The organism is Actinosynnema sp. NPDC023794 (genome assembly GCF_040639675.1).
In the GTDB taxonomy this organism is placed as follows: Bacteria; Actinomycetota; Actinomycetes; order Mycobacteriales; family Pseudonocardiaceae; genus Actinosynnema; species Actinosynnema luteola.
Genome location: NZ_JBFAFR010000042.1, coordinates 35946 through 62889 on the forward strand (window position 1 = coordinate 35946; position 26944 = coordinate 62889).

At 70.8% G+C, this 26944-nt stretch carries 26 protein-coding genes; 10 read left to right on the forward strand and 16 right to left on the reverse strand.

The features are described from left to right. Positions 1–315: 315 nt before the first annotated feature. Positions 316–2559 carry an eCIS core domain-containing protein gene (locus tag AB0H12_RS41385; protein WP_499631016.1) on the forward strand — a complete coding sequence of 748 codons (2244 nt, stop codon included), beginning with the start codon at positions 316–318 and terminating at the stop codon, positions 2557–2559. Positions 2560–2632: 73 nt separating this feature from the next. On the opposite strand, the gene AB0H12_RS41390 is transcribed toward AB0H12_RS41385, so the two are convergent. Beyond that, positions 2633–2980 (reverse strand): DUF6401 family natural product biosynthesis protein, encoded by a 348-nt coding sequence (locus tag AB0H12_RS41390; protein WP_498782192.1) that lies wholly within the window; start codon positions 2978–2980, stop codon positions 2633–2635. Between the two features lie 49 nt (positions 2981–3029). Between AB0H12_RS41390 and AB0H12_RS41395 the strand changes: the two genes are divergently transcribed. Beyond that, complete coding sequence (locus tag AB0H12_RS41395) at positions 3030–3515, forward strand: DUF6319 family protein (RefSeq protein ID WP_499631019.1); 486 nt, start codon at positions 3030–3032, stop codon at positions 3513–3515. A gap of 129 nt (positions 3516–3644) precedes the next feature. On the opposite strand, the gene AB0H12_RS41400 is transcribed toward AB0H12_RS41395, so the two are convergent. Further along, entirely contained in the window at positions 3645–4391 is a 747-nt protein-coding gene (locus tag AB0H12_RS41400) for a GntR family transcriptional regulator (RefSeq protein ID WP_499631022.1), read from the reverse strand. 116 nt (positions 4392–4507) lie between these two features. On the opposite strand from AB0H12_RS41400, the gene AB0H12_RS41405 reads away from it, so the two are divergent. Beyond that, positions 4508–4735, forward strand: coding sequence for a hypothetical protein (locus AB0H12_RS41405; protein ID WP_499631025.1), 228 nt, complete (start codon positions 4508–4510; stop codon positions 4733–4735). A gap of 18 nt (positions 4736–4753) precedes the next feature. Here the strand turns inward: AB0H12_RS41405 and AB0H12_RS41410 are convergent, their stop codons facing one another. Beyond that, positions 4754–5707 carry a quinone oxidoreductase family protein gene (locus AB0H12_RS41410; protein ID WP_499631028.1) on the reverse strand — a complete coding sequence of 318 codons (954 nt, stop codon included), beginning with the start codon at positions 5705–5707 and terminating at the stop codon, positions 4754–4756. 5 nt (positions 5708–5712) lie between these two features. Continuing rightward, a complete protein-coding gene (locus tag AB0H12_RS41415) occupies positions 5713–6504 on the reverse strand; it encodes an SDR family NAD(P)-dependent oxidoreductase (protein WP_499631031.1) in 792 nt (263 codons plus the stop codon). A 126-nt stretch (positions 6505–6630) separates the two neighbouring features. Here AB0H12_RS41415 and fabG point away from each other — a divergent pair, with 126 nt between their 5' ends. Both fabG and AB0H12_RS41425 read left to right on the forward strand, forming a co-directional pair. After that, entirely contained in the window at positions 6631–7392 is a 762-nt protein-coding gene (fabG, locus tag AB0H12_RS41420) for a 3-oxoacyl-ACP reductase FabG (RefSeq protein ID WP_499631034.1), read from the forward strand. A 2-nt stretch (positions 7393–7394) separates the two neighbouring features. Continuing rightward, a complete protein-coding gene (locus AB0H12_RS41425; protein WP_499631037.1) occupies positions 7395–7856 on the forward strand; it encodes a MaoC family dehydratase in 462 nt (153 codons plus the stop codon). Positions 7857–7902: 46 nt separating this feature from the next. Here the strand turns inward: AB0H12_RS41425 and AB0H12_RS41430 are convergent, their stop codons facing one another. After that, complete coding sequence (locus tag AB0H12_RS41430) at positions 7903–8265, reverse strand: DUF4333 domain-containing protein (protein ID WP_499631040.1); 363 nt, start codon at positions 8263–8265, stop codon at positions 7903–7905. Positions 8266–8363: 98 nt separating this feature from the next. Here AB0H12_RS41430 and AB0H12_RS41435 point away from each other — a divergent pair, with 98 nt between their 5' ends. After that, complete coding sequence (locus AB0H12_RS41435; protein ID WP_499631043.1) at positions 8364–8828, forward strand: hypothetical protein; 465 nt, start codon at positions 8364–8366, stop codon at positions 8826–8828. A 4-nt stretch (positions 8829–8832) separates the two neighbouring features. Here AB0H12_RS41435 and AB0H12_RS41440 read toward each other — a convergent pair whose 3' ends face one another. The 8 genes from AB0H12_RS41440 to AB0H12_RS41475 all read right to left on the reverse strand — a co-directional run bounded on the left by AB0H12_RS41440 (position 8833) and on the right by AB0H12_RS41475 (position 16626). Continuing rightward, the gene (locus tag AB0H12_RS41440) at positions 8833–9396 is read right to left on the reverse strand and encodes a DinB family protein (protein WP_499631046.1); all 564 of its coding nucleotides are present in this window, start codon (positions 9394–9396) and stop codon (positions 8833–8835) included. Next, entirely contained in the window at positions 9393–9980 is a 588-nt protein-coding gene (locus tag AB0H12_RS41445; RefSeq protein ID WP_230571307.1) for a TetR/AcrR family transcriptional regulator, read from the reverse strand. The genes AB0H12_RS41440 and AB0H12_RS41445 overlap by 4 nt, the downstream gene beginning before the upstream one ends. Before the next feature lie 22 nt (positions 9981–10002). Then, positions 10003–10782, reverse strand: a complete 780-nt coding sequence (locus AB0H12_RS41450; RefSeq protein WP_499631049.1) for a hypothetical protein — start codon at positions 10780–10782, stop codon at positions 10003–10005. Then, a complete protein-coding gene (locus AB0H12_RS41455; protein WP_499631051.1) occupies positions 10769–12235 on the reverse strand; it encodes a vWA domain-containing protein in 1467 nt (488 codons plus the stop codon). Before AB0H12_RS41455 ends, AB0H12_RS41450 begins: the two co-directional genes overlap by 14 nt. After that, the gene (locus AB0H12_RS41460) at positions 12232–13410 is read right to left on the reverse strand and encodes a hypothetical protein (protein ID WP_499631053.1); all 1179 of its coding nucleotides are present in this window, start codon (positions 13408–13410) and stop codon (positions 12232–12234) included. Before AB0H12_RS41460 ends, AB0H12_RS41455 begins: the two co-directional genes overlap by 4 nt. 89 nt (positions 13411–13499) lie before the next feature. After that, positions 13500–14261: an SDR family NAD(P)-dependent oxidoreductase gene (locus tag AB0H12_RS41465; RefSeq protein WP_499631055.1), complete on the reverse strand. Its 762-nt coding sequence runs from the start codon at positions 14259–14261 to the stop codon at positions 13500–13502. After that, positions 14262–15464: an acetyl-CoA C-acetyltransferase gene (locus tag AB0H12_RS41470; protein ID WP_499631057.1), complete on the reverse strand. Its 1203-nt coding sequence runs from the start codon at positions 15462–15464 to the stop codon at positions 14262–14264. A 16-nt stretch (positions 15465–15480) separates the two neighbouring features. Further along, positions 15481–16626, reverse strand: a complete 1146-nt coding sequence (locus AB0H12_RS41475; protein WP_499631059.1) for an acyl-CoA dehydrogenase family protein — start codon at positions 16624–16626, stop codon at positions 15481–15483. Positions 16627–16791: 165 nt separating this feature from the next. Between AB0H12_RS41475 and AB0H12_RS41480 the strand changes: the two genes are divergently transcribed. After that, positions 16792–17334, forward strand: a complete 543-nt coding sequence (locus tag AB0H12_RS41480; protein ID WP_499631075.1) for a TetR/AcrR family transcriptional regulator — start codon at positions 16792–16794, stop codon at positions 17332–17334. Positions 17335–17537: 203 nt separating this feature from the next. On the opposite strand, the gene AB0H12_RS41485 is transcribed toward AB0H12_RS41480, so the two are convergent. Then, positions 17538–17810 (reverse strand): GlsB/YeaQ/YmgE family stress response membrane protein, encoded by a 273-nt coding sequence (locus AB0H12_RS41485; protein WP_053718253.1) that lies wholly within the window; start codon positions 17808–17810, stop codon positions 17538–17540. Between the two features lie 153 nt (positions 17811–17963). Continuing rightward, the gene (locus AB0H12_RS41490) at positions 17964–18761 is read right to left on the reverse strand and encodes a sporulation protein (RefSeq protein WP_499631061.1); all 798 of its coding nucleotides are present in this window, start codon (positions 18759–18761) and stop codon (positions 17964–17966) included. A 157-nt stretch (positions 18762–18918) separates the two neighbouring features. On the opposite strand from AB0H12_RS41490, the gene AB0H12_RS41495 reads away from it, so the two are divergent. Continuing rightward, the gene (locus tag AB0H12_RS41495; protein ID WP_499631064.1) at positions 18919–21906 is read left to right on the forward strand and encodes an acetyl-CoA carboxylase family protein; all 2988 of its coding nucleotides are present in this window, start codon (positions 18919–18921) and stop codon (positions 21904–21906) included. Then, complete coding sequence (locus AB0H12_RS41500) at positions 21903–23207, forward strand: MFS transporter (protein ID WP_499631067.1); 1305 nt, start codon at positions 21903–21905, stop codon at positions 23205–23207. The genes AB0H12_RS41495 and AB0H12_RS41500 overlap by 4 nt, the downstream gene beginning before the upstream one ends. 163 nt (positions 23208–23370) lie before the next feature. Here the strand turns inward: AB0H12_RS41500 and AB0H12_RS41505 are convergent, their stop codons facing one another. Continuing rightward, positions 23371–24255: a hypothetical protein gene (locus AB0H12_RS41505; RefSeq protein ID WP_499631070.1), complete on the reverse strand. Its 885-nt coding sequence runs from the start codon at positions 24253–24255 to the stop codon at positions 23371–23373. Positions 24256–24500: 245 nt separating this feature from the next. On the opposite strand from AB0H12_RS41505, the gene secA2 reads away from it, so the two are divergent. Next, positions 24501–26819, forward strand: a complete 2319-nt coding sequence (gene secA2 / locus AB0H12_RS41510; protein WP_499631072.1) for an accessory Sec system translocase SecA2 — start codon at positions 24501–24503, stop codon at positions 26817–26819. Positions 26820–26944 lie beyond the last annotated feature (125 nt).

Below are 26944 nucleotides of genomic sequence, written 5' to 3' on the forward strand. Positions count from 1 at the left end.
TCGCCGCTGGTCAGCGAATCCGCCCGACGTTCGGCCGGTACGACGGCGACCCAACCGGCTGGTACTGGTCGTGGACACCGTCGACGCCCGGTACCGGCGTTCAGCGCGGCTCGTCGGTGATGTCCGGCGCGGACTCGTGGCTGACGGTCCCCCACAGCCGACTCCGCCGAAGATCGCCCTTCGCCGAACCGTTCGACCGCGGGGTGCGCAAGGGCAACTGTTTGCCCCGCCGCCGGCCTCCCGCTTCTCCCACTCGCCGCCGAACCGAGGTAGGCACGTGGTAGCCGCATCCACCACGGCCCACGGAGAGCAGCCATGCACGCGCAGGAGCCCGAACACAAGCACGGCGGGCAGCCGGTCGCCGAACCGGTCGCCCGCACCAAGGCACCCTCGGAGGCACTCGCGCCGTCCGCGCTGGTGGCCCTGCAACGCACGATCGGCAACACCGCCGTCGCCAGGATGATGCGGGGGCAACCGGAGCACCCGGTCCAGCGCTCCACCGTGCACGACGTGCTGAGCTCCGCCGGCCGACCCCTCGACGCGCCGGTCCGCGACGAGATGGAGGCCCGGCTGGGCGCCGACTTCTCCGACGTGCGCGTGCACACCGACACCGCCGCCCAGCGCTCGGCGGCCGAGATGGGCGCCCACGCCTACACCTCGGGCAACCACGTGGTCGTCGGCTCCGGCGGCGGCGACCGGCACACCCTGGCCCACGAGCTGGTCCACGTCATCCAGCAGCGCAGCGGCCCCGTGTCGACCACCACGCGCGAGGACGGCGTCGCGGTGTCCGACCCCGGCGACTCCTACGAGCGCGCCGCCGAGGCCGAGGCGCACCGCGTCATGTCCCGCCCGGCACCCGACGCACACGGCCACGCACACGGCCACGAGTCGCACGCCGGGCACGCCCACCCCGCTGTCCAGCGGGCACCGGTCGTCCAGCGGATGACGATGAACGACTTCAACCAACTGCTGGCCCAGCACGACGTGGCGAACGACCCCGACTTCGTCACCTTCTTCGAGATCCGCCTCGCCCGGCAGAACCCGGTGGCCGTCGTCAACGACCCCACGCCCGGCTCCGCGAACAGGTTGCGGCAGCTCCTCCAGAGCCGGGAGGTCAACCCGGCGCTGGTGGCCGCGTGGGCCGACGAGTACGGGCAGGGCGCCGCAGGGGTTCGGACCCAGCCGACCACCCTGAGCGACCCGAACATCACCGGCCTGGAGATCGAGCTGTCCGGCTCCTACCTGGACGTCCTGAGCGGGACGGTGGAGAACAAGGAGTCGATCGCCCACACCCCGGCCAAGACGCCCGACCTCGACCAGCCGGTGCTGAAACTGGTGGTCGAGGGGATGGACCGGATGGGCGGCACCCCCACGATCGAACTCGTCTACGGACCGCTGCCGACGGCCAGGTACGCGGACGAAGACCTCCTCGACTCCAGGGAGAAGCTCAAGCAGGCATTCGGGGGTGGCGGCAACGCCGGCCTCACCGTCAGCGAGATCATCAAGCAGTACAACAAGAGCTTGAAGAAGCCGGAAAACGGGAACGAGAACCCGTTCAAACTGGACCCCACGCCGTCATCGGACCCGGAGCAGACGGCACCGGCCACACGGCTGGCGAAGCAGACGAAGACGACCACCAACACCAACGCGCAGAGCAATGTCTCCACGCCCTACGTCAAGGTGGGCGGACCACGCCCGCCGGCGGCGCCCGGGGCGGGGCAGGGAGGAGGCGCAGCCGGTCGCGGCGCCGCCGCGGGCAGGGCACGGGGAGGGGCGCCGGCCGGTCGCGGCGCCGCGGGGAGGGGGCGGGGAGGGGCCCAGGCCCCGGCGCCGCTTCGACCCGGGGATTTCACGAACTTCTTCAAGCCCTCCGCGACGGAGCGCGAAGCGTACACCTTGGCGAGGGCGGAGGCCGTCAAACTCCAGAGGGCCGTCAACGAGAACTGGAGCAGCAAACACAACAACGCGGGGAACCTGACCGCCGGGGCGAACGTACGGGCACTGTTCACCCAGCAGTTGCACCAGGAGGCGAAGTACCGCTTCCACGGCTTCGATCGGGAGGTCGTCGCGGAGGGCGACAAGCACCACTTCGACGTCCTGCTCAAGGCGAGCATCCAGGACGTGGTGATGACCGTCCTCAACGACGACGAGGCGAGGCTCCTGCTGGCCTGGCTCGTCGACTCGGCGGCGACCCCGCTGGCGGAGGCGGCCATGAAGGTCTACAGGGAGCTCGGCGGACTCCCCGGACCTGGCTTCAGCGCCGCCAAGCTCCGCGGTTACCTGACCGAGGTGCTGGTCACCCGCCTGCTGGCCGGTCGACAGCTCCTGGAGACCGCCTCGGACGCCACCCGGACGTCCCGCGTCTTCGGCGAGAACCGGGAGGTCGCAACGGTCGCCCACATCCACCCGCGCCCGAGCAGCCGGGTGAAGGTCACCGTCCACGGCCAGCACTACTACATCGTCGTGGAGGAGCGGGACCACGCGCACTCGGTGAACAGCGACGCCGAGTCGGACCCCGGCAGGATGACGACGACCGTCCGCAGCCTCCAGAGCCTGTGACGTGGACACGACGATCCGGTGCCGTCGCGCGATCAGCGCTCCGCTCGGGGGCGACCTGGCGCGGTGCCTCGGACTAGCCTTCCAACGCCGGTTCGTCGCGCCGGGCGAGGTGGCAGACGGAGGCCAGCCTCAGCGTCAACCAGTCCGCGTTCGCCCAGTCCACGATCGCCGGCGGCTCCCAGCCCTGCGCCTTCGCCTCGTCGAGCACGCCCTTGGCGTACCCGGCCAGCAGCACCGCGCCGGCCACCGCCGCCGCCGGCACGCCGAACGCGAGGATGTCGCGCACCGCCGCACCGTGCTGGTCGATCGCCGCCAGCACCCCCGGCGCCAGGACGCCAGGCGCCAGCACCGCCGCAATACCGAGTTCGTCGCTCAACCGGTCCAAGAACCGGCGAGCGGGGAAGTCCCTCCAACCGCTCACAAGGCCGACACCCTACGCTGTGCGGGGCAATCGACCCACCATCGAACACGTGTTCTATGATCACGCCGGGTCGAGCCGGATGCGCAGAGAGGACGACGAGAACGTGCAGGCGGACACGCTCGTGGAGCAGGAAGAGACGGTGGACGCCGAGGCGCCCGCCGCACCCGTGCAGCAGGAGGTCGCACCCGTGGCACAGGCAGAGCAGCCCGAACAGCCCGCGGAGGCCAAGCCCGCGGCGAAGCGGCCGAAGTCGACGGCGAAGAAGACCCGCACGGTCGAGCTGACGCTGACCGTGACCGGGACCGCCGACGGCGAGTGGCAGGCCGACCTGGTGCACGGCACCAAGCGGGTCGTGCAGGGTCTGCCGATCTCCGCCGCGGCGGTGTCGCGGGCGGCCAAGGAGCTGCACGACGACATCGCGGGCGGCATCGACGAGGTCATCGAGGCGGCCCGGGCCCAGCACCGCACGCGGATGGAGGAGCTGGAGGCCGAGCTCGCGAAGGTCAAGGCCGCGTTGGCCGAGCTGAGCGACTGACCTGCTCGGGACGGGTGCCGCCGCCCGAACGTGAGCGACGGCACCCTTCCTCGGCGTGACGGGTCGAGGACCAGCTTCCCGGTGTTGCGGGCCTGCTCGACCGGTTGCCCGACGCCCACCGGATCAACCTCAATCGGCGTCGATCTGGTACACGAGCTGATAGCGATCGCTGCTCATCGTCATGTAGTTGACCTCCACCGCGCGGTCCCCCGCGAAGGCCACCCGGATCACCTGGATCACGGGAAACCCGAACGGGACCTGCAGGAGTTCCGCCTCGCGGGGCCGCGGTGAGCGTGCCGACACCACCTCGGTGAAGTGCGTCAGCTCGAAGCCCGACTCTTCCAGTCGTGCGTAGGTCCCACCGGATCCGGTGTCGACCTCTTCAAGCCGGGTGCCACCAGCGACGTCGACGGGCAGGTAAGACACGGCGAGCTGCACCACTTCGCCATCGGCACGCATGACCCGGTCCCGCACGACAACTTCACACCCCGAGTCCAGCCCGAGGTAGGAGCAGACGTCTTCGGGCGCTTGCTCCCGCCGGACCTTCACCGTGACAGCGGGCTGCCACTTCCCTGCCGCCGCATCGGACATGAACGTTCCGCGGCCCTCGGTCCGCTCGGCCTTGCTCAGACGGTTGCGGGCAAGGCGGACGATCGGCTTCCGCTCCGAGGCGAACCACCCTTTGCCGGCCACGCTCAGCACCAGCCCTTCGGCACGGAGTTGGTCCATCGCGTTCTGGACAGTCTGCCGGGCGACCCCGAAGCGGTTCATCAGGACGCTTCCCGAAGGCAGTCGCCCGCCGGGGCCGTAGACGCCTTGGTGGATCTCCCGCCGGAGTTCCTCTGCGATCTCCACCCACGGCTTCCTCTGCACCATCACTCCATCGTAGAACCCATCTAGACAGCTCGAGGTTTCTCTGTGTAGCTTCAGCCCACAACCTATCTAGATAGCCTAGATAGGGTACGACCAAGCAAGAGGAGAGTTGTCCACAGATGGTGAAGCAGCAGGCCAAGTCGGACGCGACCGAGCACTCGGTCTACCTCAGGGTCTCCGGTGAGGCGGTGTTCGACGAGTCGATCACCGCCGACGGCGACTACGAAGTCAGCTTCGACCGCGTCGCGACCGTGGCACTGAGCCCCGACGCGGCCGAGAAGCTCCTCTCGATGCTCAGCAAGCGGATCCCGCAGCTGCGCAAGGGCGCCACGACCGAATTCGCGTAGACCGAACCGGGCGGGACCTCAGCGTGACGGGTCCAGAATGAGTTTTCCGGTGGTGCGGCGGGCCCTCAGGTCCTCGTGCGCCCGGCGCACCTCGGACAGGCCGTACTCACCGCCCGGCACGGCCCGCAGGTCGCCCGCCAGGACCAGGTCGAACAGCTCGGCCATGGCCCGGTGCACGACCCGTCCGGGCAGCTTGAACGCGTGCGGCAGCCACATGCCCGCGATGGCGGCGGACTTGACCAGGAGTCGGCCCGGGTCGACCGGCGTCGGCTGCTCCCGGCTCGCCATCCCGTAGAACGCGAGCCGCCCGAACGGCGCCAGGGCGGCGATGCTCTGGTCGGTCACCGCGCCGCCGGTCATGTCCAGCACGACGTCGACGCGCCGACCGCCGTTGGCCTCACGCAGCGCATCGGTCATGTTCGCCGCGGTGGAGTCGACCGCGACGTCCGCGCCCAGCTCCAGCGCCAGCGCGCGCTTGTCCTCGGTGCTCGCGGTGGCGATGACGCGTCCCGCGCCCCACTTCTTCGCCAGCTGCACGGCCAGCGACCCGACCCCGCCGGCGGCGGCGTGCACGACGACGCTCTCCCCCGGCTCGAGGTGGGCGCTGCGGCGCAGCAGCAGCCAGGCCGTCGCACCCTGCACGACCATGCTCAACGCGGTGAGGTCGTCCACGCCGTCCGGCACGTCGAACGCGGTCGCCTCGGGCACCACGGCCTTCTGCGCGTACCCGCCGAAGTTGGTGAGGCCCACCACGCGCCGGTCGCCCGCCGTGCCGACGACCTCGCCGCCGGGCACCAGCGGCAGCTCCATCTTCGACAGGTAGGAGTTCTCGGCTTGATGGGTGTCGGCGTAGTTGAGGCCCGCGCGGCTGACGTCGACGAGCAGTTCGCCCTCGCCCGCGACGGGGTCGGGCAGCTCGACCTCGGTGAGGACCTCGGGTCCGCCGAACTCGGTGATCTGGATGGCGCGCACGGTGCTCAGTTCTCCTTGGCGATCGGGTCGTGGTCGAGCCGCACGCGTTCACCGGTGGCGGTGCGCGGGCCCGGCGGGTTGGGGAAGGTGAACGGCGCGCTGGGACGTCCGGCCTGCACGAACCAGCATTCACCTGGTTCGCCGTCGCGCAACACGGAGACGAACGCGTCGACCACGTCGTCCACGCTCATCACCGGCATCCCCGCGGACTCCAGGGCGGACTTGAAGCCGGTGATGATGGCGGTGTCGGCGAACGACGGGCACACCGCGTTGACGATGATGCCGTCGGCGGCGGCCACCGGCGCCAAGCCCCGCACCAGGCCGACGACGGCGGCCTTGTTCGCGCCGTAGAGGGGGTCCATGGGCATCGCCATCAGGCCTGCCATGCTGGCGGTGGCGACGATGCGCCCGCCGCCCCTCTTCTTCAGCTCGGGCAACGCCGCGTGCACGCCGAACACCACACCGTCGAGGTTGATGCCCATGACCGTGCGGTACCGCTCGGCGTCGAAGTCGTCACCCAGTCCGAAGCCGGTGGCGACACCCGCGTTGAGCACGGCGATGTCGAGCCCGCCGAACCGCGCCGCGGCCGTCGCGACCGCCGCCTCGTTGTGCCGGGGATCGCGCACGTCGCAGTGCGCGAACACGCCGCCGATCTCCTCGGCCAAGGCTTCGCCTCGTGCGTCGTCCACGTCGGCGACGACGACGGACGCGCCGGCGGCGGCCAGTCGGCGTGCCACCCCCGCGCCGATGCCGTTCGCGGCACCGGTGACCAGTGCGACCTTGCCCGAGAACTCCACCGCGCCTCCTCTGGCTGGCATTCCGACCAGTCGGTATGGTTCTCCTGACGCGCTCTGGCGTCAAGGCGACGTCGCCGGTAGGTTACTAAGCGGTTGCTTAGGCCCGCAGATCAAGGAGGACTGACCGTGGCCGAGACGGACGCACGGGTGGCCATCGTCACCGGTGCCGCACGCGGCATCGGCGCCGCCGTAGCCACGCGGCTCGCGCAGGACGGCATGGCCGTCGCGCTGCTCGACCTCGCCGAGGACAGCTGCGCCGAGGCCGTGGAGAAGATCAAGGCCTCCGGCGGGACCGCGTTGGCGGTGGGTGTCGACGTCAGCGACAGCGCGGCGGTGGACGCGGCCGTGCAGCGGGTGGCCGACGAGCTCGGCGCGCCGACCGTGCTGGTCAACAACGCGGGCATCCTGCGGGACAACCTGCTGTTCAAGATGACCGACGACGACTGGGACGCGGTGATCAACGTCCACCTGCGCGGCACGTTCCTGATGAGCCGGGCGGTGCAGAAGTTCCAGACGGCGGCGAAGTGGGGCCGCATCGTCAACCTGTCCAGCACGTCGGCGCTGGGCAACCGGGGCCAGGCGAACTACTCGGCCGCCAAGGCGGGCCTGCAGGGGTTCACCAAGACGTTGGCGATCGAGCTCGGCAAGTTCAACGTGACGGTGAACGCGATCGCGCCGGGGTTCATCGCGACCGACATGACCGCCGCGACGGCGGCCCGGGTGGGCGTCGACTTCGAGGACTTCAAGAAGGGCGCGGCGGCGGCGATCCCGGTCCAGCGCGTCGGCACGCCCGAGGACATCGCGCACACGGCGTCGTTCCTGGTCAGCGAGGGCGCCGGGTTCGTGTCCGGTCAGGTCATCTACGTCGCCGGCGGACCGAAGGACTGACGATGCGGGTATTCGCTGACCTGGAGGAGCTGGCGGCGGCCAAGGGCGAGCACCTCGGCCACGGCGAGTGGCACGAGATCACGCAGGCGGAGATCAACCTGTTCGCCGACGCCACCGGCGACCACCAGTGGATCCACGTGGACCTGGAGAAGGCCGCCGCGGGCCCGTTCGGCGCGCCGGTCGCGCACGGCTACCTGACGTTGTCGCTCATCCCGTTGCTGGTGAGGGACATCTACACGGTGCGAGGGCTGGCCATGGGCGTGAACTACGGGTTGAACAAGGTGCGCTTCCCGAGCCCGGTGGTCGTCGGGTCGCGGGTGCGGGCCGGGGCCGAGCTGGCGGAGATCACCGACGCGGCTCAGGGCAAGCAGGCCGTGGTGAAGGTGACCGTCGAGATCGAGGGCAACCCGAAGCCCGGGTGCGTGGCCGAGACCGTGGTCCTGCTGGTCCCGGCCGCCGCCTGACCGACGTGCGGGCACGGCACTCCCCCCCGACGGGTGCCGTGCCACCTCACGGTGACGGCGGGCCGACTTCCAAGTCGCCGCTGTAGGTGTCCTTGATGTGCACCCGCACCTTCCGCTCCCTGCCGTCGTCCGTGAACGTGCAGGTGAACGTGACGCCTTCCTTGATGGCGATGTGACCGGGACAGGGCGCCGAGTGGTCGCCCCCGCTCCACCCGGTGATCCCGGAGTCGGGGTGCTGCTCGCGGAGCTGGTCGAACACCTTGTCGGACAGCTCCGTGCGGTCGAACGTGCGCAGTTGCTCCAGCTGCACGGTCGCGTTGCCCGAGAGCACCGCGACCGTCAGGACCACGGCGCACACCGCTGTCACCACGGCCGACAGTGCCATCGTGACGCGCAAGTAGATCGGCATGCGATCTCTGTAGCCCATGAGATGCGACGCCGGGGGCTTATTGGCCGAGCTGTGGCGCAACGGTGCTGTGGCGACGGTCGCGTCCCTAGGATCACGCCGTGGAGTACGGCGAGGTGGAGAAGGCGATCCGCGCGGCGGTGGCGACCGCCGACGAGGGTGGCCGGCGGCGGCTCGCTGCGGCGGTGGTCGCCCGGTTGACCGGTGACGACGAACTGCCCGCGGCGGCCGAGGTGGAGTTCGACGACGACGCACGGCACGCGTTCGCCGAGGCCTGCGCCGACCCGGCCGGCAGCACGCCCGAGCGGCTGCGCGCCTGGCTGGACCGGATCGACGCGGGCACGCTCGCCGACGGCGACATGGATCCCCAGGTCACGTTCGCCCTCGAAGCGCTGGACCGCTGGGCCGACTACCTCGCCGACCCGAACCCCGACGCCGTGGCCGACCTGGCGATCGCGAGCCTGAACGAGGTGGACTACCAGGTGTCGGCGGAGCTGGACGACTTCCTCGGCACGCCGGAGATGGCGGCCGAGCACGCGCGCATCACCGGGCTGCTGCGGGGCTGACCGCTCAGTCCCGCGCCTCGCGGGCGACGCGTTCCAGCTTCGCGTGGTAGGTCTCCCAGTCCACCGAGGGCAGGTTGTCGCTGTCCGCGCGCAGGCCTGCCGTGCCGTCGATCAGCTCGCGGACGATGTCGGCGTGGCCCGCGTGCCGGTTGGTCTCGGCGATCATGTGGACGAGGACGAAGTGGAGGGTGACCGCGCTGCGGCCCTCCGGCCACCACGGGACGGTGCCCGGCGCGTCCAGGTCCAGCGCCTCGATCGTCCCGTCCGCGTGCGCGCAGGCGCGGCGGTACAGGGAGACGACGTCCTCACGGGACTCCTCCGCCGTCGCCCACATGTCCACATTGGGCTCGTCGTCGAAGCCCGCCCACGGCAGCGGCTCGGGGAACGGGCGGCCGAACGTCTCGCCGAAGTAGCCGACCTCGACCCCCGCCAGGTGCTTGACCAGGCCCAACAGGTTCGTCCCCGTCGGCGTCAACGGGCGGCGCACGTCGTAGGGCGACAGGCCCTCCAGCTTCCACAGCATCGCTTCACGCGCGGTCCGCAGGTAGCGGTGCAGGTGGGACTTCACGAAGAACCTTCCGAAACGGGACGCAGGGACGCGAGCAGCAGGTCCGCGAAGTGCCGGCCGACCTGCTTGGCCGACAACGGCCCGTCGGCGCTGTACCACTGGCCGAGGTGGTGGACGGTGCCGAAGAAGTAGTGCACGGTCAGGTCCGCGGGCACGTCCGCGCGGAACACGCCGGCGGCCTGCCCCTCCTCCACCAGCGACCGGAACCGCTCGTGGTAGCGCCGCCGTTCCGCCCGCATCTCGCGCCGCTTGTCCTCGGCCAGGTGGTCGGCCGAGCGGAAGTACACGCGCGCCTGGTCGAAGTTGTCCACCGACGTGACCACGACGTCGACCGCCGCCGCGTGCAGCCGCTCGGCCACCGGCGCGGACCCGGACGCGAAGTGGTCCAGCCGCTCGGTCTGCATCCGCAGCAGGCTGCCGTAGATCTCGTGCAGCAGGTCGTCCTTGGACCCGAAGTAGTGGTACATGGCGCCCTTGGTGACGCCCGCCAGGTCCACGATGTCCTGCACCGCGACCCGGTCGAAGCCCTTGGCGGCGAACAACCGCGTCGCGGCGTCGATCAGCCGCTCCGGTACCGATGCCATGCGCCAAGCATCGCACGACCGATCACTGGAACATCGCGATCGGCCGGATGACCAGCTGCCGGGCATCCGCCTTCCACGCCTGGACCTTGCCGAGGCACCGCGCCTGGAAGCCGCCCTCGGGCACGACGTCGTCGCGCAGCCCGGCGTTGTAGCACTCCACCCGCACCTGCGGGCCCGCCTCGGGGTCATCCGGGTCGCCGAACGGCGCGAGGAACACCGTCGTGCCGTCGCCGTCGGACGCCACCCGGAACACGCCCTTCACCGACACGTACGAGTCGATCCGCCGCAGCCGCACCACGTCGACCGGCTCCACGTGCTGCTCCACGTGCTGCTCCAGGTGCTGTTCCAACGCCGTGTTCCGCCGCACGGACAGGTCGCGCAGGTCGACGTGCACGACACCGGACGCCGCCTCCAGCGCGTCCAGCAGCACGCCGACCACCGCGATCGGCTCGTACTGCTCGATGTAGGTCTTCACCACCTCGCGCCCGGACGTCCGCGCGCCCTCCACGCCCAGGTCGAGGCCCTTCAACGCGATCTTGCCGTCCTTGGTGACGCCGACCCGGTCCACGACCTCCTTGGTCATCGCGTCGCCGTACCGCCCGACCTGGTAGAGGTCCATCACGGACTTCTCGTGCAGGTAGATGGTCAGCCCGGGGACCTCGCGCGACGGCGTGAACCGGTGCCGAGACCGCCACGCCCACACGCCGACGCCGAGGGCCACGACGAGGGCCAGCGCGGTCGCGATCCACAGCACCGCCCACGGCCACCACACCGACCACCACAGCGCTCTATCGACAGCCACGGATCTCCTTCACCGCCTCCAGCAGCGACCCGGAGCCGGCGTCGACCACGCGCCCGCCGGTCGCCCGCGCCACCCGGTCCAGCTCCACCGGGTCGGCCTCGCCGAACCGGATCGCGTACGTGCGCGCCGGCGGGTCCGGCCACGCGGCCAGGAACTCGTCCGCGCTCATCCCCGCGTTGTTCTCGCCGTCGGTCATCAGCACCACCGTGCCGTCGCCGACGATCCGGTAGGCGTGGTCCATCGCCGACCAGATCGCAGTGCCGCTGTCCGACAGTTCGGCCGTCGTCAACGCGGTGGCCAGCCCTTCCAGATCCGCAGCGCTTCCGATGACGACGGAACGCTCCTCCATCACGGCGCCCGCGAACCGCACGAGCACGACCGTCTCCCCCACCCGGAACCGGTCGAACCCGCCCGCCCGGCTCAACGTCGCGAACGCCTCCCGCAGCCCATCGATCCGCGCGCCCGCCATGGACGTCGAGTGGTCGAGCACGAACACCACCCGGGCTGCCTGACCGGCCCGGTCGTAGGCGGCGAGGAGGGTGTCCACGACCTCCTGCGTGCCGGGGAAGTACAGCCCGGTGCCGATCGGCTCACGCAGCTTCTCCGTGCGCTCGACCTGCGGATCCACCGGCCTGCGGTGCGTGCGTTCCATGATCGAGCGCTGGGCGGACGGCGCGCGCAGCCACTGCGCCACCCGGTCGTACGCGGCCCGCTTGTCCGGCTTGAGCAGCATCAACGGGTAGTCGGACAGCACGATGCCGTCCCTCGGGTACACGACCGCCAACGGCTCGCGCAGCTGCCCGGACGCGTTGAGCGACAGCACGGTCGACTCGTACGCGACCACGGCGTCCACCTCGTCCTGCCGCCGCACGTACTCGTCACCGACCTCCGCCGCGCCGGCCGCGCCGAACGCCCGTCCGGTCAGGAAGCCCTGGAGCTTGTCGCAGGTCACGTCCTCGGCGCGCAGCGCCGCACCGGTGCCCGCGGCGGCCGTCGCCACCCCGATCAACGCCGCCATCCCGCTGCCGGACACCCTCGGGTCGGCCATCCCGAACCGCAGCTCCCCCGCCGCCGCGCGGCTCGCCACGTCGGCCCACGACGCGTCGCGCAACCCGTCCGCCTTGTTGGCCTTCACACCCAGCACCAGCGGCGACAGCATGGTGCTGGCGGACAGCGGCAGGTCCGCGCCCGTCAGCCTCAGGTACCGGTTCGTGGCCAGCCACGCCAGGTCGTGGTCCACGCCCGCGGCCAGCTCCGCGCTCGCCCGCACGGTCCCCCGGCGGTCCAGCTTCAGCTCCACCCCGGTGTCCCGGCGCAGGTCCGCCAGCACGGGCGCGAGGTCCGCCAGCTCCGAACTGGCCAGCACGGTCAACGTGACCGCGTCGGGCCTGGCCGGGGCGCAGCCGGCGAGGAACGCCGCGACCAGCAGCGCCGCGGCCAGGGCAGCCCTCACAGCGGCACCCCGCCCGGGCAGCGGCCGACCTCCGCGATCATCGTCATCAGGTCCTCGGACTTGGGCAGGAACGCCTCCGTGTCGCCCGCGCCCGGGTCCGGCACCTCGATGCCGCGTTCGGTCAGCACGGTGCCCACCGAGGCGCTGCCCGCACGGCCGAGGCGGAAGCCGAGCTCCAGCGCGCGCCGCTGCAGGTCGGCGTTCTCGTTCAGCAGCCGGCCGACCTTCTCCCCCGCCTCGCTGAACGCGATCAGCCACGGCTCGGCGTGGTGGTGGGCGTCGGGGTAGAGCAGCACGCGGTCGCGGTCGACCGACCCGGTCCGCTCCTTGGTGCGGATCTGGTAGGCCAGGTACTGGTGCTCGTAGATGACGCCGACGGGGGCGAACGTGCGGCCGTCCGGCCCGAAGAACGTGCGGCCGATGCCCGCGCCGAACTGGCCCTCGACCTCGAACAGCGGCTTGATCCGCGCCCCGACCGCCTTGGCGTCGGCCGAGGTCGGCACGTTGCGGCCGTTGGCGGCGAACGCCACCAGCGCGAGGTAGGCGGCGCCCGAGTACGCCCGGCACGGGTCCGGCGACTGGGCGATGATCCGGTTCCCGTTCTTCAGCCCGCCGCCCTCGATCTGCGCCCAGGTCGTGCCCGCCAGGGTGAGGTCGACGAAGTCCTGCATCTTCAGCGAGTAGTAGAGCCCGTCGTCACCCGGCTGCGGGTCCGCCACGCCTCGCGCGTCCAGCGCTTCGGCGTAGTCGCGGAACGCGGCGACGACCAGTGGCGTGGTGAAGGGGTAGAACGGCGTGCCGCCCACCTTGTCGTGGATCTGCCGCGCCGTGACCTGGCCAGAGGGCATGACGAAGTCGAACGCCGCGACCTCCTCGGTCCTGGGGATCTCCTGCGAGCCGCCGGAGTCGGTCAGGTGGACCTGGATCCCGTTGGCCAGCAGGATGCGGCGGACCTGGTCGTCGGAGAAGAACTCGACCTTCGAGGCCATCATCGCGCGGACGATCGTGATGCTCTGGAACGGCAGCGCGGCGACGCCGTTGGCGAACAGGACGATGGCGCCGACGAGGGCGATGCCCGCCGAGATGCCGAACGGCAGCAGGAAGCGCTTGCGCCGGAACACCGATCTCGGCGGGTCGAGGATGACTAATGCGGGCTCTTCGGTCGAGCTCTTCACGACCACGGAACTCCCCCGTGCGGACGGCGATCTCCCCTGCCTACGAGGCTAGATCGTCGCGCCGCCGCGGTGGGTTACAAGTCGGGAGCTCAGCCGCCGAGGGTCACGCCGCCGTCGACCACGAACGTCGCGCCGGTGGTGTAGCCGCCCGCCGCCGACGCGAGGAAGACGACGGCCGCGGCCAGCTCCTCCGGGTCGCCCACGCGGCCCAATGGCAGCCGGGAGATGTGCGCTTCGAGGTAGCCCTCGGGGTACTGGTCGGTCATCTCGGAGGCGAAGTAGCCGGGCGCGAGCGCGTTGACCCGGATGCCCTTGCGGCCGGTCCACTGCTGCGCCAGGTCGCGGGTCAGGCCGAGCAGACCCGCCTTGGACGCGGAGTAGGCCGCCTGCGGCAGGCCACCCGAGACCAGGCCGAGCACGCTGGAGACGTTGACGATCGATCCGCCGTTCGCCATCACGGCCGCCGCCGCCTGCGCCATCCAGTAGGCGCCGTTGAGGTTGACGTCCATGACGCCGAGGAACTGCTCGGGCGTCTCCCGGGACGCGGGCACCGCCGACGCCACGCCCGCGTTGTTCACCAGCACGTGCACCGGGCCGAACTCCGCCGCCGCACGCGCCACCTCACGGCAGTCGTCCGGCTGCGCCACGTCCGCCTGCACGATCAGCGCACGGCGACCGGTGCTCTCCACCAGCCGCGCGGTGTCCTTGAGCCGATCCACCCGCCGTGCGGCGAGCACCACGTCCGCGCCCGCCTCGGCGAGACCCTTGGCGAACGCCACACCGAGGCCCGACGACGCGCCGGTGACGATCGCGACCTGCCCGTCCAGCCGGAACTTGTCCAGGATTCCCATTCAGCTCAACCTCTCCAGGATGATCGCCATGCCCTGACCGCCGCCGACGCACATCGTCTCCAGCCCGAACTGCGCGTCACGGGCGCGCATCCCGTTGATCAGGGTGGTCATGATGCGGGCGCCCGTGGAGCCGAACGGGTGGCCCAGCGCGATCGCGCCGCCGTGCACGTTCAGCTTGTCCATGTCGATGCCGAGCGCGCGCTGGCTGCCCAGCACCTGCACCGCGAACGCCTCGTTGATCTCGACCAGGTCGATGTCGCCGATGGTCAGGTTCGCGTGCGCGAGCGCCTGCTTGGTGGCGTCGACCGGGCCGAGCCCCATGATCTCGGGCGAGAGCCCGGACACGCCGGTGGACACGATGCGCGCCAACGGGGTCAGGCCCAGCTCCTCGGCACGCACATCGCTCATCACGACCACGGCCGCCGCACCGTCGTTGAGGGGGCAGCAGTTGCCGGGCGTGACGGTCCCTTGTGGACGGAACGACGGGTTGAGCGCCGACACGGCGTCGTAGGTGACGCCCCGGCGCGGACCGTCGTCGGTGGCGACGACCGTGCCGTCCGGGAGGGTGACCGGGGTGATCTCGCGGGCGAAGAAGCCGTCCGCGATGGCCTTCTCCGCCAGGTTGTGCGAGCGGACGCCGAACTCGTCCTGGTCACGACGGCTGATGCCGAGCGCGGTGGCGACGTTCTCGGCGGTCTGGCCCATCGCGATGTAGTAGTCCGGCAGCTCGCCGTCCTCGCGCGGGTCGTGCCACGGCTCGTTGGTCTCGGCGGTGCGCTGGGTGCGTTCGCGCGCCGCGTCGAACAGCGGGTTGAAGTGCGGGTCGCCGTGCCGGTAGCGGGAGACGCACTCCACGCCGGCGCTGACGAACGCGTGCCCCTCGCCCGCCCTGATGGCGTGGAAGGCCATGCGCGCGGTCTGCACGGACGACGCGCAGAACCGGTTGACCGTGGTGCCGGGCAGGGTGTCCAGGCCGAGCTGGACGGCGATGCGGCGGGCCACGTTCTGGCCGTGCTCGTCCTGCGGCTCGGCGCACCCCAGGTGCAGGTCGGTGATCTCGGCGCGGTCCAACTCCGGGACCTGGTCCAACGCGGCCCCGACGATCTGCGCGGCCAGGTCGTCCGGGCGCAGGTCGACCAGCGAACCCTTGCGCGCCCGACCGATCGGGGAGCGCGAGGTGGCGACGATGACAGCCTCGGGCATGGCGGTGCTCCTGTGTCTAGAGGCCGAGGTCGCGGCCGATGAGTTCCTTCATGATCTCGTTGGAGCCGGCCCAGATCCGGGTCACCCGGGCATCCATCCAGGCGCGCGCCACGCGGTACTCGGTCATGTAGCCGTAGCCGCCGTGCAGCTGCACGCAGGCGTCGATGACGTCGTTCTGCACGTCCGCGCTCCACCACTTGGCCTTCGCCGCGTCCACGGCGGTCAGCTCGCGGCGGGTGTGCGCGTCGGTGCACTGGTCCAGGAACGCCTGCGTCACGTCGATCCTGGTGACCAGCTCGGCGAGGGTGAACTTGTTGTGCTGGAACGAGCCGATGGCCTGGCCGAACGCCTTGCGCTCCTTGGTGTACTCGATCGTCTCGAGCAGGATCTGCTTGGCGTGGGCCAGGTTGGAGATCGCGCCGCCGAGGCGTTCCTGCGGCAGCCGTTCCATCATGTAGATGAAGCCCTGGTCGACCTCGCCGATGACGTTCTCGGCCGGGATCCGCACGTCCTCGAAGAACAGCTCGGCGGTGTCGGACTCGGGCTGGCCGACCTTGTCCAGCTTGCGGCCGCGCTCGAAGCCCTTCATGCCGGTCTCGACGGCGAACAGGGTGATGCCCCTGGCCTTCTTCTCCGGGCTGGTGCGTGCGGCGACCACGATCAGGTCGGCGGAGAAGCCGTTGGTGATGAACGTCTTGGAGCCGTTGAGGATCCAGTCGTCGCCTTGCTTCACGGCGTTGCTCTTGAGCGCGGCCAGGTCGGAGCCGCCGGAGGGCTCGGTCATGCCGATGCCGGTCGTCATCTCGCCCGAGCAGAACCTCGGCAGCCAGCGCTGCTTCTGCTCCTCGGTGCACAGGTCGACCAGGTAGGGCGCGACGACGTCGCCGTGGATGCCCAGGCAGGACGACATGCCGGCGCTGACCTTGGACAGCTCCTCGCCCAGCACGGCGTTGAACCGGTAGTCGTTCGCGCCGCTGCCGCCGTGCTCCTCGGGGACCTCCAGGCCGAGCAGTCCCTGCTTGCCCGCTTCGAGCCACACGTCGCGGTCGATGTGGCGTTGCTCCACGAACCGCTCGTAGTTCGGGGTGAGGGTGCGGTCGCAGAACGCCCGCGCGGTCTCGCGGAACGCTTCGTGGTCGGGTTCGAACAGCGAGCGGCGCACTCTCGTTTCCTCCATACTAAGCGGTTGCTTAGGTCTAAGCGTGTGCTTAGCCTGCGGTATCGTTCGGGTTCGTGTCAAGGAGGACCGGCTGTGACGACGACCAGTGGTGAGTTCGCGCTCCTGGATGAGACGTGGTCCTCGGTGACGCCGCCGGCGGCCAGGCGGATGCTGATCGCCGCCGTCGCCGCGTTCTCGGTGCGGGGGTACCACGCGACGACGACCCGTGACATCGCGGCGCAGGCCGGCATGTCACCCGCCGCGGTGTACATCCACTACCGGTCCAAAGAGGAACTGCTGTTCCAGATCTCGCGGATCGGGCACGCGACGTCGTTGTCGGTGCTGACGGGCGTGTCCGAGGTGGACCCGGTGGCGCGGCTGGCGGCGGCCGTGCGGGCGTTCGCGTCGTGGCACGCGGAGTACCACACGACGGCGCGGGTCGTGCAGTACGAGTTGAGCGCGTTGACGCCCGAGCACCTGGCCGAGGTGGTGGAGCTGCGACGGCGGATCGAGGCGGCGGTGCGGGACATGATCTCCGCCGGCGTGACCGCGGGCGTGTTCGACGTGCCCGACGTGCGTGGGGCGACCCTGGCGGTGCTCTCGCTGTGCATCGACGTGGCCCGCTGGTACCAGCCTTCCAGCCGCCGCACCCCGGCCGAGATCGGCGACCTCTACGCCGACCTGGTCCTGCGCATGGTCCGCACCCCCTAAACCCCGCGCGTGTCGAACCCTCAGGTCCCGCGTGTCGAACGCCCAGGACCCCCGAATTCAACGCTCAGGACGGACCCAGCGGGCGCGAACGTGCTCTCGAGGTGGTCTGAGTGTTGAACTCGGAGGTCGCGAACGTTCGACACGCGGGACGCGAGTGTTCGACACGCGGGACGTGAAGGTTCGACACGCGGGTTGGGGTGGGGTTAGCGGACGGATTTCTTGCCGTAGAACCCTGCGACGAGGCTGACGCCGATGGCGGCGATGATCACCTGCACGATGATCTCGATCCAGTCGATGCCGGGCGTGTCCTCCACGCCGAGCGCCCGGGCGATGAACGTGCCCAGGAACGCCGCCACGATGCCGACGATGATCGTCAGCCAGATGGGGATGGCCTGCTTGCCCGGCGCGATGAGCTTGCCCAGCAAACCGATGATGAGACCCACGATCAGAGCGCTGATCACACCGCCGATGCCCACGATGCCTCCTGCGGGTTAGTCGCCTTCGAAGAAGTCCCCGACCTCGTCGAGGGCCTCACCGGTCATCATCCCCACCGCAGACGCCGTCCGCAGCGCCAGCGGCGGTCGGGCGAGCCCCGTCCACGCGCCGCGGCGACGTCCGCGCGAGCCGCCCTAGTGGCCGAAACCGTGGGAAGATCGCCTGCCGGAGACCTGGTCCATCCACTGGTGCAGCAGCGCCGCCCAGTCCGTGCGGATCACCTCATCGTGGGACATGGCGAAGTGCCCGAACGAGTCGCCGCCCGCCCGGAACAGCCCACCCCGGCGGTCCGCCTCCAGCACCACGTACAGCCGGTGCGGGTCGGTGACGAAGGTCAGCTCCAGCTGGCTGATCTTGGCCAGGAACTGCGCCGGCGGCAGGAACTCGATCTCCTGGTAGAACGGCAGCTGCTGCGGCACGCCGCGGATACGCCCCGACTCGTTGTCCGCGCGCTGGAAGCGGAACCCCAGGGCGCCGAACGCGTTGAGCACGTGCTCCTGCGAGCGCACCGGGTGCACGGCCACCGGGTCCAGGTCGCCCGGGTCGACGGCGCCGCGCACCTCCAGCTCCGTGCGCAGACCCATCGTCATGCCGTGCAGGTGCTGCCCGTGCACGACTGTCACCGGCGTCTCCAACGGCACCGGGAACTGGAACGGCAGCACGAGGTTCTGCCCCGGCGCGACGCTGATCCGCTGACCGACCACGACCCGCGCGAACTCGACGTTGCGGTTGTGCTCGTTGTCGCCGCTCTCCACCTCGACCCGGGTGACGAGGGACAGCTTGACCTCGTCGATCTCGGCGGGGTGGTCGCCGCCCGCGATGCGCACCTCGCCGGTCAGCGCCTCACCGGGCCGGGTGTTCGGGTTGGTCAGCACCGTGTCCACCGACGGACCGCCGACTCCGAACGCGCGCAACATCCTCTTGAAAACCACGGTGAGTGCCTCCTGGCCTGCTGTGGGTCACGCCCTTGAGCTCGGGTTTCCCCAAGGACGCCCGGAAGGGCGCATCGGTTCCCTCTGGACGAACGCCGAGCCCGGGTGCCAGTATGCGACCGCGGTCACATACTAAGCGGTCGCTCAGGAGGTTGAAGTGCCCACCCTGCTCGTCGCCAACCGGGGAGAGATCGCCGTCCGGGTGCTGCGCGCCGCCGCCGACCTCGGCTGGCGGACCGTCGCCCTGGTCACCGACTCCGACGACGCCCACGGCCGGTTCGCCGACCGCGCCGTCCGGCTGCGAGGCTCCTACCTGGACGTGGACGCCGTCCTCGCCGCCGCCGACGGGTGCGACCTGGTGCACCCCGGCTACGGGTTCCTGGCCGAGAACGCCCGGTTCGCCCGCCGCTGCGCCGAGGCCGGGCTGACGTTCGTCGGACCGCCGCCGGAAGTGCTGGAGCTGCTCGGCGACAAGAGCCGGGCCCGCGCCCTGGCCGCCGAGGTCGGCGTGCCGGTCCTCGCGGGCGCCGAGGACGGGTTCGAGGAGTTCTTCAAGACCCACGGCGCGGTGGTCGTGAAGGCCGTAGCCGGCGGTGGCGGCAAGGGCGTGCGCGTGGTGCGGCGCCTGGCCGACCTCGAAGCCGCCGTCGAGCGGTGCCGGGCCGAGGCGTTGGCCGCGTTCGGCAACGGCACGGTGTTCGTCGAAGAGCTGCTCGAACCGGCGAGGCACGTCGAGGTGCAGCTGGTCGGCACGACGGTGCTCGGCGACCGCGACTGCTCGTTGCAGCTCAGGCACCAGAAGCTGGTCGAGGTCGCGCCCGCGCCCGACCTCTCCCCCGACCTGCGGTCCGCGCTGCACGACGCGGCGGCCACGATCGCGCGCGCCGTCCGGTACACCGGGCTGGGCACGGTGGAGTTCCTCCTCGCGCCGGACGGCCGGTTCGCGTTCCTGGAGGCCAACCCGCGGTTGCAGGTCGAGCACACCGTCACCGAGCAGGTCACCGGGCTGGACCTGGTGCGCGCGCAACTGCTGCTCGCGGCCGAGGTCGAGCCCGACCTGACCCACATGCCACGCGGCAGCGCGCTGCAACTGCGGGTGAGCCTGACGTCCGCGGGACGGCTGTCGGCGTTCGTCCCGCCAACGGGACCTGGCGTGCGGGTCGACACGCACGCGTCCGTCGGCTACCGGGCCGGTCTCGGCTTCGACCCGTTGCTGGCGAAGGTCGTGGTGCACGCCGACGACCTGGAGACCGCGCTGCGCCGGGCCCGCCGGGCCTTGGACGAGTTCACCGTGGACGGTGCGCGGACCAACATCGGTTTCCTGCGCGGGCTCCTGGACCACCCGGACGTCCTGAAAGCGCACACCGGCCTGGTCGATTCACTGCCCCGTGAGGACACCGGAGCGCGCGCTCCCGTGCAGGGAACGGTCGTCGCGATCGAGTCCGGCACGGTCGTCGTGGAAGCGATGAAGATGCAGCACGTCGTGCCGATCGGCGACGCGCGGGTGCTGGTCGAGGTCGGCGACACGGTCGCGGAAGGGGCGTTGCTGGCCGAGGGCGTGGACCCGGCCGTCGAGGAGAAGGCCGTCGAGGTCGACCTGGACGACGTGCGGCCGGACCTCGCGGAAACGTTGGCGCGCCACGACTTCTCCCGCCCCGAGGCGGAGGCGAAGCGGCACGCGGCCGGCCGCCGCACGGTCCGGGAGAACATCGCCGACCTGTGCGAGGAGTTCGTGGAGTACGGCGGGCTGGCCATCGCCGCGCAACGCCGCCGCCGGTCGTTGGACGAGCTGGTCGAGCGCACGCCCGCGGACGGGCTGGTGGCGGGCGTCGGCCGGGTGAACGGCGGCCAGGTCGTCGCGATGTCCTACGACTACACGGTCATGGCGGGCACGCAGGGTCTGCGCAACCACGCCAAGAAGGACCGGATGTTCGAGCTGGCCGAGCAGCGGCGGCTGCCCGTGGTGCTGTTCGCCGAGGGTGGCGGCGGGCGGCCCGGCGACACCGACCACGGCGGCGTCAGCGGGCTGGACTGCCTGGCGTTCCACCTGTTCGCCAAGATGTCCGGACTGGTGCCGCTGGTCGGCATCGCGTCCGGCCGCTGCTTCGCCGGCAACGCCGTGCTGCTCGGCACGTGCGACGTGGTCATCGCGACCCGTGACGCGACCATCGGCATGGGCGGCCCGGCGATGGTCGAGGGCGGCGGGCTCGGTGTGTTCCGGCCCGAGGAGATCGGGCCGGTCGACGTGCAGGCGCCCAACGGTGTGATCGACGTGCTCGTGTCCGACGAGGCCGAGGCCGTCGCGGTGGCCAAGAAGTACCTGTCGTACTTCCGGGGACACGCCGGTGGGACGCGAACCGACGCCTGGGAGTGCCCCGACCAGCGGCTGCTGCGGCACCTCGTGCCGGAGAACCGGGTCCGCGCCTACGACGTGCGGACCGTGGTGGAGACGCTCGCCGACACCGGCTCGGTGCTGGAGCTGCGGCGCGAGTTCGGCCGCGGCATCGTCACCGCCCTGGTCCGGGTCGAGGGCAGGCCGCTGGGGCTGATCGCGAACGACCCCGGCCACCTCGGCGGCGCGATCGACGCGAACTCCGCCGACAAGGCCGCCCGGTTCCTCCAGCTGTGCGACGCGTTCGACCTGCCGGTGGTGTCGCTGTGCGACACGCCGGGGTTCATGGTCGGGCCGGACGCCGAGCGCACCGCGACCGTGCGGCACCTGACCCGGATGCTCGTGGCCGGCGCGAACCTCGACGTGCCGTTCGGGTTCGTGGCGCTGCGCAAGGCGTACGGGCTGGGCGCGCAGGCGATGGCGGCGGGCAGCTTGAAGGTGCCGCTGTTCGCGGTGTCGTGGCCGAGCGGCGAGTTCGGCCCGATGGGGCTGGAGGGCGCGGTGCGGCTCGGGTACCGGCGGGAGCTGGACGCCGTCGACGACCCGGCGCAGCGCAAGGAGGTGTTCGAGGCGATGGTCTCGGCCGCCTACGAGCACGGCAAGGCGCTCAACGTGGCGTCCGCCTACGAGATCGACGACGTGATCGACCCGGCGGACACGCGGCGCTGGATCACCACCCTGCTCACCGCCCCGGACGCCGCACCGCGTGCCGACCGGGTCGGCAAGAAACGCCCGTTCGTGGACACCTGGTGAAAGGGAACAAGCACATGGTCACGACCGCTCCCCCCGAGCGGCGCACGCTGCGCAAACTCATGGCGGCCGGGCTCGTCGGCTCGTCGCTCGAGTGGTACGACTTCTTCATCTACGCGACCGCCGCGGCGCTGGTGTTCCCGAAGTTGTTCTTCCCCGAGGCGTCGCCGCTGATCGGGCTGCTGCTGTCGTTCAGCACGTTCTGGGCCGGGTTCATCGCCCGGCCGGTCGGCGGGCTCGTGTTCGGGCACGTCGGCGACAAGTTCGGCCGCAAGCCCGCGCTGGTGACGTGCCTGGCGCTGATGGCCGCGGCGACGTTCCTGATCGGGTTGCTGCCGACCAGCGCGACGCTGGGCGTGATGGCGCCGGTGCTGCTCGTGGCGCTGCGGTTCCTGCAGGGCATCGCGGTGGGCGGGCAGTGGGGCGGCGTCGTGCTGCTGCTGACGGAGACCGCGGGGCCGGGCCGGCGTGGGTTCGCCGGGACGTTCGGGCAGGCGGGCGTGCCGCTGGGCGTGATCCTGGGCAACGTCGCGTTCCTGGTCGTGGGTGCGACGGTGCCTGCTGCGTCGTTCGCGACGTGGGGGTGGCGGGTGCCGTTCCTGGCGAGCGCGCTGCTTTTCCCGGTGGTGCTGTTCATCCAGTTGAAGGTGGAGGACAGCCCGGTGTTCCGGGAGATCAAGGAACGGCGCGGCGACGGGCCGGCGCCCGCGCCGTTGCGGGAGGTGCTGCGGACGCACCGCAAGCCTGTGCTGCTCGGCGCGGGGCTGATGTTCGCGTCCAACGCGGTGTTCTACGTGAGCATCGCGGGCGTGCTCGACTACGCGACGCGTGAGCTGGCGTTGGCGCGGAACTCGGTGCTCGTGGTGACGCTGCTGTCGTCGCTGGTCAGCGTGCCGGTGATCCTGCTGGCCGGGCGTTGGTCGGACCGGCACGGCAGGCGTCCGCTGATCGTGGCGGGCGCGGTGGCGATGATCGTGTGGGCGTTCCCGTACTTCTGGCTGGTCGACACCGCGTCGCTGGGGCTGATCTTCGTCGCGCTGGCCGTGTCCGGTGTCGGGTCGAGCCTGGTCTACGGGCCGGTGGCGGCGTACCTGGCGGAGCTGTTCGAGCCCGGGGTGCGGTACTCGGGCGCGTCACTGGCGTACCAGCTGGCGTCGATCCTGGTCAGCGGCGGCACACCGTTCATCATGACGGCGCTGCTGGTGGCGACCGGCACGTCGCTCTCGGTGTCGGCGTTCCTGCTGGCCATGGGCGTGGTGACGCTGGCCTCGGTGCTCGGGCTGAGGGAGACGCACAAGGTCTGACACGAACGTGTCAACGATTTGAGATTCCACCCGGAATGGCAATAGCCTCTGCCTCGCAACGCCACACGGAAGAGGCCGCTTTGATCGGATATGGATCCATCGGCGGGGAAAGTGGGAATGACGGCTGAGTTCGGCCGCAGCCACCCGCCAGGGCAGGGCTACCTCACGAGGGGTCGCCCTGCCCTTTGAGTTGGAGTCGCATACCCAGTTTCTCGTGCTCCGGCAGGTCGACCCCTTCGAAGAGGAACACCGGTCGGCCGTCCTCCCCTTTCGCCGGGCCCGCCGCGAAACCGTTGGCGTCCTCCTCAAAACCCACTGGTTCCACATACGCGTCGTAACCCCGGGGCAGCGCGACCTTGTACCGCGCGTAGACGACGGGAGTCGCGAACCTCACCGTGAAGGTGTCCGGCTCCCGGTCGCGCATCAACGGGGCGCACATGCCCGGCCACACGAACTCCACGGTGATGGTGATCTCGCTGTCCACCTTCGGCGGCTCCGGGAAGTGCACGATCAGGACGAGCTGCCCGTCCTTCAACCAGGCCACCGTCGTGCTCAGGCTCGCACCGGGCAGGTCGCCGACCAGCAGCTTGCGCACCTCGACGCGGACCTTGCGGCGGTACTTGGCGGGCTGGGGCCAGCCACACCCCTCGACCAGGCGCAGGACGCGCAGGTCGTTCAGCACCTTCGCCCGGATGGTCACCTGCCTGCGCGCGTCACCGTTGGGCTCGACCGTGACCTGCGCTTCCCAGGTGATTATCCCGTATGACGGGTGCCGGTCGTCGGCCACGATCTTCGAGTACTTGGACACGAGGCCCTTGTGCTTCTCGACTTCGCGCACCAGGCCGCGGCGATCGGCCAGCAGGAGCAGTCCGAGGGAGAGCACCACCAGAACGGCCGCCACGAGCGCGCCCGCTTTGACGGCCGTGTTTCCCAGGATCGCGCCCAAGAGCACCGCGAACGACATGAGACCGACGACTGCTTTGACGATCGCCCACGAGCCTTCGTCGGCGAGCACGTCGTCGAGCAACTTGACGAATCGCTTCAGCACGTCGCCCCCTACGAGACGCGGTCACGCCTGGGAGTCGGAGGCTATCGGCCAGTAGTCACGATTGGGAGCGCTCCGGCAGCCCCGCCACCCCGAACCGGACGAGTTAGCCCGCTCGGCGGCGGCACCGCCCGCACTTCTACGGACCGTGACGGAGCACTGGACCGACTCGGCCGACGCAGCTCAGGAGTGAACTGTCAACCGGGTGACGTGCGGAACGTTGTGCGCTTGCCGTACGTTGCCGTGCCGTGACCACTCTCCTGGGACGGTTCAAGCAGCGGATGCGTCGGTTCGCGCAGAAGCCCGGCTCCGCCGACCTCACGCCCTACCGGAAGCTGCTCGACGAGGTCAACGAGCAGGCCGAACGCGTGAAGAAGCTCAGCGACGAGGAACTGACCGCCGCAGCCGCCGCGCTGCGCGACAAGTCGGACTTCGGCCGCCCCGAGCTGGTGGAGGTGTGCGCGCTCGGCCGCGAGGCCGCCGACCGCGCGCTCGGCCTGCGCCCGTTCGACGTGCAGATCCTCGGCGCCCTCGGCCTCCTGGAGGGCCACGTGGTCGAGATGGCCACCGGTGAGGGCAAGACGCTCTCCGGCGCCATCGCCGCGGCCGGCTTCGCGCTGCGCGGCGACCAGGTGCACGTGGTCTCGGTCAACGACTACCTGGCCCAGCGCGACGCCGAGTGGATGGGCCCGCTCTACGACCTCATGGGCGTGAAGGTCGGCTGGATCAACCAGAGCTCCAAGCCCGAGGAGCGCCGCGCCGCCTACCAGGCCGAGGTCATGTACGCCTCGGTCTCGGAGATCGGCTTCGACGTGCTGCGCGACCGGCTGGCCACCGACGAGGGCAACCTGATCGTGCCCAAGCCGCGGGTCGCCCTCGTCGACGAGGCGGACTCGGTCCTGGTGGACGAGGCGCGCGTGCCGCTGGTCCTGGCCGGCTCCACGGCGGGCCCGGCGGTCGACCCGGCGCTGGCCGACCTGGTCAAGCGGCTGCGCCGCGACCTGCACTTCGAGATCGACGACGAAGAGCGCAACGTCTACCTCACCGGCGCGGGCAGCGAGCTGGTCGAACGGGCGCTCGGCGGCATCGACCTGTACTCCGACGAGCACGTCTCGACCACGCTGAGCAAGGTCAACGTGGCCCTGCACGCGCAGGTCCTGCTGCACCGCGACGTGGACTACATCGTCCGCGACGGCAAGGTGCACCTGATCAACGACACCAGGGGCCGGATCGCGAAGCTCCAGCGCTGGCCCGACGGCCTCCAGGCCGCGGTCGAGGCCAAGGAGAACGTGGCCACCACGGACGCGGGCGAGGTGCTGGACTCGATCACCGTCCAGGCGCTGCTCAGCCGCTACCCCACGGTCTGCGGCATGACCGGCACCGCGGTGGCCGTCGCCGAGCAGCTGCGCGACTTCTACCAGCTGGAAGTGCTGGTCATCCCGCCGAACGTGGAGACGATCCGCGAGGACGAGGCGCCCCGCCTGTACGCGACGCTGGAGCAGAAGGAAGCGGCCGTCGTCGCCGAGATCAAGGAAATCCACGAGACGGGCCGCCCGATCCTGGTCGGCACGCTGGACGTGGCCGAGTCCGAGCGCCTGTCGCGCAAGCTCGGCGAGGCGGGCCTGGAGTGCGTGGTCCTCAACGCGAAGAACGACGCCGAGGAAGCCGCGATCATCGCCGACGCGGGCTCGTACCAGCGGATCACCGTGTCGACCCAGATGGCGGGCCGCGGCACGGACATCCGGCTCGGCGGGCACGACTCGACCGACCGGGAGCGCATCGCCGAGCTCGGCGGCCTCTACGTGATCGGCACCGGCCGCCACTCCAGCAGCCGGCTGGACGACCAGCTGCGCGGTCGCGCGGGCCGCCAGGGCGACCCCGGCGGGTCGGTGTTCTTCTCCTCGTTGCAGGACGACCTGGTCACGCAGTACGTGCCCGACCACGACGAGCCGACCGAGGTGGACGACGACGGCCGCGTCACCGACTCCGGCACGCTGCACACCGTGGAGCACGCGCAGCGCGTCGCCGAGGGCGTGCACCTGGAGATCCACCGCAACACCTGGCGGTACAACAAGCTGATCGAGCACCAGCGCCAACTGCTGCTGGAGTACCGGGACAAGCTGCTGCGCACCGACCTGGCGTGGCAGGAGCTGTCCGAGCGCAAGCCGGACAAGGCCCACGAGATCAAGGACCTGGACGACGAGGTCAAGGCCGACGCGGCCCGGTTGATCGCGCTGCACCACCTCGACCAGCGGTGGAGCGACCACCTGACGTTCCTGACCGACCTGCGCGAAGGCATCCACCTGCGGGCGCTGGCGCGGCAGAACCCGCTCGACGAGTTCCACCGGGAGGCGATCCCGGCCTACCACAAGATCATCCCGGACGCGTGGGACGAGGCGGAGGAGACCTTCACCAAGGTGGAGATCGACGCCGACGGCGCGCACCTCGCCGAGGCGGGCGTGCAGCGCCCGAACACCACCTGGACCTACCTGGTCAACGACAACCCGTTCTCCTCCGGCCTGGAGGAGACGTTCAAGGGCCTGGTCAAGCTGGTCCGGCGGCGCTGACCACGTCCGTGGGGGGGGCGGGGGGGGGGGGGCCCCCCCCCCCCGCGGTGAGCCGAACGGGGGGGGGGGCCGAGAGGGAGAGCGAGGGGGGGGGGGGAGGGGGTGGAATAGGGGGGTGGGTGAGG

Coding starts and splice junctions, on each gene's coding strand:
- AB0H12_RS41385 (WP_499631016.1), top strand. CDS start 316: ATGCACGCGCAGGAGCCCGAACACAAGCACGGCGGGCAGCCGGTCGCC.
- AB0H12_RS41400 (WP_499631022.1), bottom strand. CDS start 4,391: ATGGTGCAGAGGAAGCCGTGGGTGGAGATCGCAGAGGAACTCCGGCGG.
- AB0H12_RS41405 (WP_499631025.1), top strand. CDS start 4,508: ATGGTGAAGCAGCAGGCCAAGTCGGACGCGACCGAGCACTCGGTCTAC.
- AB0H12_RS41425 (WP_499631037.1), top strand. CDS start 7,395: ATGCGGGTATTCGCTGACCTGGAGGAGCTGGCGGCGGCCAAGGGCGAG.
- AB0H12_RS41430 (WP_499631040.1), bottom strand. CDS start 8,265: ATGCCGATCTACTTGCGCGTCACGATGGCACTGTCGGCCGTGGTGACA.
- AB0H12_RS41445 (WP_230571307.1), bottom strand. CDS start 9,980: ATGGCATCGGTACCGGAGCGGCTGATCGACGCCGCGACGCGGTTGTTC.
- AB0H12_RS41465 (WP_499631055.1), bottom strand. CDS start 14,261: ATGGGAATCCTGGACAAGTTCCGGCTGGACGGGCAGGTCGCGATCGTC.
- AB0H12_RS41470 (WP_499631057.1), bottom strand. CDS start 15,464: ATGCCCGAGGCTGTCATCGTCGCCACCTCGCGCTCCCCGATCGGTCGG.
- AB0H12_RS41480 (WP_499631075.1), top strand. CDS start 16,792: ATGCTGATCGCCGCCGTCGCCGCGTTCTCGGTGCGGGGGTACCACGCG.